The sequence below is a fragment of the Acetobacter cerevisiae genome, from assembly GCF_001580535.1.
GTDB classification, from domain to species: Bacteria; Pseudomonadota; Alphaproteobacteria; order Acetobacterales; family Acetobacteraceae; genus Acetobacter; species Acetobacter cerevisiae.
In genome coordinates this window covers 21,117-27,852 of record NZ_LHZA01000125.1, presented here as the reverse complement: position 1 = coordinate 27,852, position 6,736 = coordinate 21,117, and the positions used below count along the sequence as shown (strand labels likewise).

At 59.1% G+C, this 6,736-nt stretch carries 6 protein-coding genes; 2 read left to right on the top strand and 4 right to left on the bottom strand.

From position 1 onward, the window contains the following. The first annotated feature begins 195 nt into the window (after nucleotides 1–195). Nucleotides 196–642: an NUDIX hydrolase gene (locus tag AD928_RS04355; protein ID WP_062248566.1), complete on the top strand. Its 447-nt coding sequence runs from the start codon at nucleotides 196–198 to the stop codon at nucleotides 640–642. Between the two features lie 8 nt (nucleotides 643–650). Here AD928_RS04355 and AD928_RS04350 read toward each other — a convergent pair whose 3' ends face one another. Then, nucleotides 651–3,170 (bottom strand): excinuclease ABC subunit UvrA, encoded by a 2,520-nt coding sequence (locus tag AD928_RS04350; RefSeq protein ID WP_062248563.1) that lies wholly within the window; start codon nucleotides 3,168–3,170, stop codon nucleotides 651–653. Between the two features lie 142 nt (nucleotides 3,171–3,312). On the opposite strand from AD928_RS04350, the gene mobB reads away from it, so the two are divergent. Next, nucleotides 3,313–3,840, top strand: coding sequence for a molybdopterin-guanine dinucleotide biosynthesis protein B (gene mobB, locus AD928_RS04345; protein ID WP_062248577.1), 528 nt, complete (start codon nucleotides 3,313–3,315; stop codon nucleotides 3,838–3,840). Here the strand turns inward: mobB and AD928_RS04340 are convergent. The 3 genes from AD928_RS04340 to AD928_RS04330 all read right to left on the bottom strand — a co-directional run bounded on the left by AD928_RS04340 (nucleotide 3,822) and on the right by AD928_RS04330 (nucleotide 6,735). Continuing rightward, nucleotides 3,822–5,042 carry a molybdopterin molybdotransferase MoeA gene (locus tag AD928_RS04340; protein ID WP_062248561.1) on the bottom strand — a complete coding sequence of 407 codons (1,221 nt, stop codon included), beginning with the start codon at nucleotides 5,040–5,042 and terminating at the stop codon, nucleotides 3,822–3,824. The genes mobB and AD928_RS04340 overlap by 19 nt on opposite strands. A gap of 62 nt (nucleotides 5,043–5,104) precedes the next feature. Continuing rightward, nucleotides 5,105–6,085 (bottom strand): formate dehydrogenase accessory protein FdhE, encoded by a 981-nt coding sequence (gene fdhE, locus AD928_RS04335; protein ID WP_233419937.1) that lies wholly within the window; start codon nucleotides 6,083–6,085, stop codon nucleotides 5,105–5,107. Then, on the bottom strand, nucleotides 6,082–6,735 hold the full coding sequence (locus AD928_RS04330) for a formate dehydrogenase subunit gamma (RefSeq protein WP_062144080.1): 654 nt from the start codon (nucleotides 6,733–6,735) through the stop codon (nucleotides 6,082–6,084). The genes fdhE and AD928_RS04330 overlap by 4 nt, the downstream gene beginning before the upstream one ends. Between the last annotated feature and the right edge of the window lies 1 nt (nucleotide 6,736).

Here is a 6,736-nt window from a genome sequence, read left to right as displayed (position 1 = left end):
CGCCAGTTTTCAACGGGATAGCCGCAGAATTATCTTCTCGGCCTTCGCTCCATCCATCGAAAACGCACTCTTGCGCCTGAGAAAGTCAGCAGCACAGGAGACCCGACAGGCCTCCCCTCCCCCTTTCAACGCTGGTGATAGGCTGGGGGTTGCTGATATGTCGGTCTTTTCCTGTCTCTAAGAGTGGACTTCATTATGCCGTCAGTCAGCCGCCCGCCGATTATCCATATTGCGACCGCCCTTATCTTTAATGACAAGAGCCAGACGCTTCTGGTCCGAAAGAAAGGCTCTCGCTTCTTCATGCAGGCTGGCGGCAAGATTGATGCGCAGGAAACAGCAGTTCAGGCGCTTGCCAGAGAACTGAATGAAGAACTGGGGATTACGGTCTCTCTGAACGAGAGCGATTTTCTGGGAACATTCACTGCGGAAGCAGCAAATGAACCCGGTCACCTTATTCAGGCTGAGGTGTTCCGGATGATTTTATCTACGCCCGTCACCGCGCAGGCAGAAATTGCGGAAGCCCTCTGGATTGACCCGGCAAAGGCTCCAGATGAGCAGTTAGCTCCCCTCACCCGTGACACGCTGATGCCTTTGGCGGAAAAGATCCTGCTTTCCGCCCAGCCGACCAGCGAAGAGGCTTAAGCCGCCTCCTATATATAACGTGCCAGGAAGGGAGCTGTTTTGCTTTGAGGCTGCACCGCGACATCCTTCGGAGTGCCCGCAGCGACAATATGGCCCCCATCCTCACCAGCGCCCGGCCCCAGATCAATCACCCAGTCACTTGCTGCGGCCACACGCATATCGTGTTCCGCCAGCACGACGCTGTTGTTCTGGTTCACCAGTGTCTGCAACTGGCGCATCAGACGATCGACATCTGAGGGGTGCAGACCGGTCGTGGGTTCATCCAGCACATACAACACATGGCCTGACCGACGTTTCTGCAGTTCTGTAGCCAGCTTGATACGCTGCGCCTCCCCGCCAGAAAGCTCTGTTGCGGGCTGACCAAGCCTCAGATAGCCCAGACCGCCTTGCTGCAACGTGTCAAACCCGTGTGCAATATTGGGTTCCGGCGCAAAAAAATCATGCGCCTCGTCCACACTCATCCTCAGCACGTCAGCAATGGTCTTGCCGCGCAAGGTAACCTCCAGCACTTCCGGCTTGTAGCGCGTGCCATGACATTCCGGGCATGGCGCATATACACTCGGCAGGAAGAGCAGCTCCACCATTACGGAGCCCACGCCCTCACATTTAGGGCAGCGGCCCTTGGCGACGTTGAACGAGAACCAGCCGGCATCAAACCGCCTCTTCCGCGCTTCCGGCGTCGCAGCAAAAGCCTGACGGATCAGGTCGAACAGCCCGGTATAAGTCGCCAGATTGGAACGGGGTGTGCGGCCAATAGGCTTCTGGTCGATCACAACCAGCCGTTTGATATTGCTCAGGCCGGAAACCACCTTGCCGACAGGCTGACCGGGCTCACTATCGAGAAGAGACGCATCATCCCCTTCTTCCGTCGCCGTTTCCGTCTCAATCGACTGGCCCAGAGCCTTCCCAACCACAGAGACCAGCGCCTGCCCCACAAGGCTGGATTTACCAGAGCCAGACACCCCCGTAACAGAAACCAGCACGCCCAGCGGCAGAGAAAGGCTGACGTCGCTCAGGTTATTCCAGCAAATACCGGACAGTTCCAGCCAGCTCGCAGGCTTGCGCGGCGGCGTGTCCCGATGCGCTGGCGGGTTAAACAGATAGGGCCGCGTGCGGGACTCTTTAACTGCCTTCAAACCCTCAGGTGGCCCGCTATACAGAACGCGACCACCACGCTCACCGGCGTCTGGCCCGACATCCACCAGCCATTGAGCCCGACGGATAACATCCGGGTTATGCTCGACCACCAGCAGGGAATTGCCCGCATCAAGCAGGCCATCAAGGGCGCGCAGGAGAGCCTGCGTATCCGCCGGGTGCAAGCCTGAGCTGGGCTCATCCAGCACATACACCACTCCGAACAGGTTCGAGCGGATCTGCGTGCCCAGCCGTAACCGCTGATACTCACCCGGGGAGAGCGTCTGAACCGGCCGACTGAGTTGCAGATAACCCAGACCAAGATCAAGCAGCACGTCAATGCGCTCAATCAGTGCCTCGACAATGCCTTGGGCCGCGAGGGTTGTGGCATCTTTCTGTGTCAGCCCAGCCAGAGCCAAGCGTAATGCGTTCTGAATATGTTTGAGAGGAAGCTCGGACAGGTCTGCAATATTGCGCCCGTCAAACGTCACCTTCAGCGCATCCGGGTTGAGCCGTTGCCCATGGCACACAGGACACGGCGCGCTGACCATGAAGGACGCCGCCCGCGCCCGCATCTTGGCACTCTGAGACTTTGTAAAAGTTTGCAGCACATACTGACGCGCGCCGGTGAAGGTGCCGTTATAGCCCGGTGGGTCACCCCGCTTGATGGCGGCCAGCACTTCCTCATGCGTCAGGCCGGGATAAACCGGCTCCGTCGGGGTTTCCTCAGTATAGAGGATCCAGTCTCGCGTTTTCTTCGGCAGGTCACGCCAGGGCGTATCAACATCCACGCCACGCGTAATGAGGATATCCCGCAGGTTCTGCCCCTGCCATGCCGTGGGCCATGCCGCCACGGCCCGCTGGCGAATGGTCAGGCTATCATCCGGCACAAGCGTTTGCTCGGTCACATCATAAATGCGGCCCATACCGTGACAGCGGGGGCAGGCCCCCATCGGCGTATTAGGCGAGAAAGATTCTGCCTCCAGCCGGGACAGACCCGGCGGATAGGTCCCTGCGCGAGAATAGAGCATGCGCAGAAGGTTGGAGAGCGTGGTGAGACTCCCGACAGACGAGCGCCCACTGCTTCCGCCACGTTGCTGCTGCAAAGCGACTGCGGGAGGCAGACCATCAATGGCATCCACTGCCGGAACCGGCATCTGGTTAAACAACCGCCGCGCATAGGGCGAGACAGATTCCAGATAGCGCCGCTGCGCTTCCGCATAAATCGTGCCGAAAGCGAGGGAAGACTTGCCTGATCCGGATACCCCGGTGAACACCACAAGCTGGTCTCGCGGTAAGGCGACATCGACATTTTTCAGGTTATGTTCGCGCGCCCCCCGGACGCGGATCATGGTGCGTGGGTCGATGGGAGTGGTTTTTGTCTGCTCGTCCATACATCGCACTATACAGCTTCTGGCAGACAGGGAACCGCTGCACGCTCCCGCAATCTGTCAGACTTGCCATGCGTGACACGCTCCCTCTTCCCTGCCCTGATACGTATGATAAAGCGAGGCAGGCAAGACTGGAGACATGGCCATGAGAAAAACGATCCGACATCAGGCCATTTTTGGCATCACGGGCCGGAGTGGGTCAGGGAAAACACACCTTCTGGCCCGTCTCCTGCCCGCCCTCCGGGCTCGGGGATTGAAGGTTTCCACCATCAAACACACGCACCACACTATTGATATCGACAAACCCGGCAAGGATTCCTTCGTACATCGGGAAGCTGGGACGTCGGAAGTGATGCTGGCCACGCCGGACCGCTGGGTTTTGCAGCATACGCAACCTGACGCGCCTTTTACGCTGCCGGACCTGCTGGCCCGCATGGCGCCGGTTGATCTGATCCTGATTGAAGGGTTCCACGCCACAGTCCCTGCCTGCCTTGAGGTCTATCGCCCCAGTGTGGGCAAGGCCCCTCTCTTCGGGGTGCAAAGCAATATTATCGCAGTGGCGACTGATACACCTGAGGCCGTCCCCACACCGCTTGCAGCGCTCGACCTAAACGATACGGAAGCGCTGGCCGCGTTTATTCTGGAACGGACTGTTCATATCCCGTTAGGCTGAAGCGGCAGAACCCAGCGGGTTTGTCCGGGCTCTACCGGCGTATCAGGATCAACCCGCAACAAGGCCGAAGCGCGGGAGAACACGATAATATCGGACGCTCCCACAGTGGGCAGGGCGGACAAACGCCAGCCTTGAGGTTCAGGCTGACAGGATACCGGAATAAAATGCGTTGTGCCTGCAACGGGTGTAAACGCAAAATCTGCCACAGCCGGAACCATGGGCGCAGACGCCGATACCCCCATCACAACCCGCAGGTAAGGCATAAGAAAAACCATCGCACAGATGGCAGACGCCCCCGGATTGCCCGGCAGGCAAAAGGCTTTACGGGTGCCCTGCGTCATAACGGTCAGCGGTTTGCCGGGGCGGATTGTTACCCCCCGGAACACCGTCTGCGCGCCAAGGCTGCTGAGCGCATCCAGCACATTATCCGTCTGCCCGACCGAAATCCCCCCGGTGGTGACCAGCACATCGGCGTCAGCCCAAACCTGCGCCAGCGTCTCGCTGAGCTTTTGCTCGTTATCCGAGGGAACAGAATGCAACGTCACCTCTGCTCCGGTCTCACGCAGCAAGGCGGCCAGCATGGGAGAGTTAGAATCTGCACGGGCGTCGGATGCATCCGCAGCCAGTTCGGCCCCGTTTGAGACCACGGCAACGCGCACAGGACGGACGACAGTGACATCTGCGATCCCCTGACATGCCAGAAGAGCGATATGCCGCCAGTCCAGACGGGTGCCACGTGTCAGCAGAATTTCGCCTTTGGAGAATTCCTCCCCTGCCCGCCTAATATTGGCGCCTTTATCAGCAAGCACCTTGGCGGGCATTACGCAGCCCGTCTCGGTCAGGCGCATGCGTTCCTTAGCCATCACGCAATCCGCACCTTGCGGAATACGCGCGCCGGTCAGAATGCCGAGAGCCTGACCCGTCGGCAGGGGCAAGGGTATATCGCCCGCAGCGGTTTGCCCGGCAACAGGCAGACCTGCCTGAGCGGCCTGCATGGCGGCATGATCAAACGCATAGCCATCCATGGCGGAAATATCGGCTTCAGGCCGGGCTGTAACGGCGCGCACATCTTCCGCAGCAATATGCCCGGCAGCCTCAGCCAGCGGAACGCGCATACTTTGCAGGGGAGTGCTTTTCGCGCACTCGGCAATCAGCCGCAATGCGGTGTCACACGCCACCATGCTCGTAAAACTGTTCCGCATTGTCGGAAAAATCCTGTCCTGAAACACCCAACTCCGGAACGCCGCCCTGCGGCGGCCGTCCTCTAGGCCGGAAGGGCGAACGGGTTCAGCGCCGCCCGGATAAAGCCCTGATCTTCTAGTGCTGCATCCAGCACGACCGTTGCCAGATCATCCGCGAGCACTTCCAGCGCGGGATCACGATCCAGCCGGAAGAGTTTCACGTAACTCTTACAATCTCCGCAGGTTTCCGCCTGTATGGGAGCATTTGTGTTCTCAAAGGACCAGTAATCAATAGGGTCCGTCGCGTCACACACGCTGCATGTGGCCCGCACTTTGTGCCAGCGCGTTTCACACAGGCTGCACTGAAGATACCGCAGCCCTTCCCGATCCCCCGTCAGAACCAGCGCACCTGAGGGCGGCGCACCGCAACAGGGGCATGCGCCACCTTCTGACCGACGCTGTTTCAGCGCCTTGTCCTCGTCTGCCAGCAAGGCAATGGCCTGCGCCCAGAAAGCAGAGAGCGCGGCCCACAAAAAGACAGCCGCCCCGGCATCAACCTGATCATACTGCCCGGACAGCAGCGAATAGGCCTGCGTGGCCAGAACGTCCGGCTTTTCTGCAGCCAGAACTTTCAGCGCATCCTGCGTTTCCGCCGGGAGCTGAGCGCCGGCATCATCCACGAGAGTTGAGAAGGCTTTCTGCCAGTACAGGCGTTTCTCCAGCATCTCCTGCGTGGGGATATCCGGAGAGGTAGTTTTGCCGCGCAGCAGAACCCGAATGGGCTCGGCCTCCGCGAGGCTCAGCGGGGTTTTCGCCAGCAGACGCCCCTGCGCGGCCACAAGGCCAGACAGAAAGCTGAAATACCCGGCGTTTATTTCCTCAGCCTCGGCAGAAGACGGCTCATTCTGAGCCGCCTCTTTCACCAGCTGGAAGGCCAGCTCTTCCAGCCGCGCCGAGCGGCGCGCGTAGAGCGCCTCAAGCCTGGGGAAAATAACGGGCTCGATAGCGGGAACGCCGGGAATCCGCTTATCGAGTGAAGGAATGTCTGAGTGGTCTTTAATCATGAATGATGCTTTGCCGGAGTATCCTTGGAGGGTGCAACCTCTTCATCATACCACCGGTCATGATGCTGTTTGGCCCATGCGCGGGAGACGTAACCCGTCAGCATGCCCGTCACAGACCCACGCACCCAGATGCCCATATAGATATGGCCAATCACCAGCAGGATCAGACCAAGGCCAGCCAGAGAATGCGCCAGCAGCGCCAGACGAATGGCCGGAATAGGGAAATACCCGGCAAAGTAAGGCCTCCATGCCACAACACCCGTGGCAAACAGAGCGCTGATCAGCATCATGATGCACCAGAACAGGATTTTCTGCCCGGCGTTATATTTGCCAATTTTCAGCGGTTTCGTGTGCTTGTTCATCAGAACATCCACAATGTTCCGAAACCACGTCACATCCGTTCTGACCGGCATGTTGTGGTGCACAAAGCGGAAAAACATGCAGATGAGCAGCACGAACACCACCGTGCCGAGGAACGGATGCAGCATCCGTGCCAGCTGCGGCGTGCCCAGCACGCCGTTCATCCAGCTCAGGCTGGGGAAAAACCATGACAGGCCAGACATGGCGACCAGAAAGAAGCAGGCCACCATGGTCCAGTGGCACATGCGGTCCATAAATTTGGTCCGCAGGATAAGATTTTTGGTGTCCATG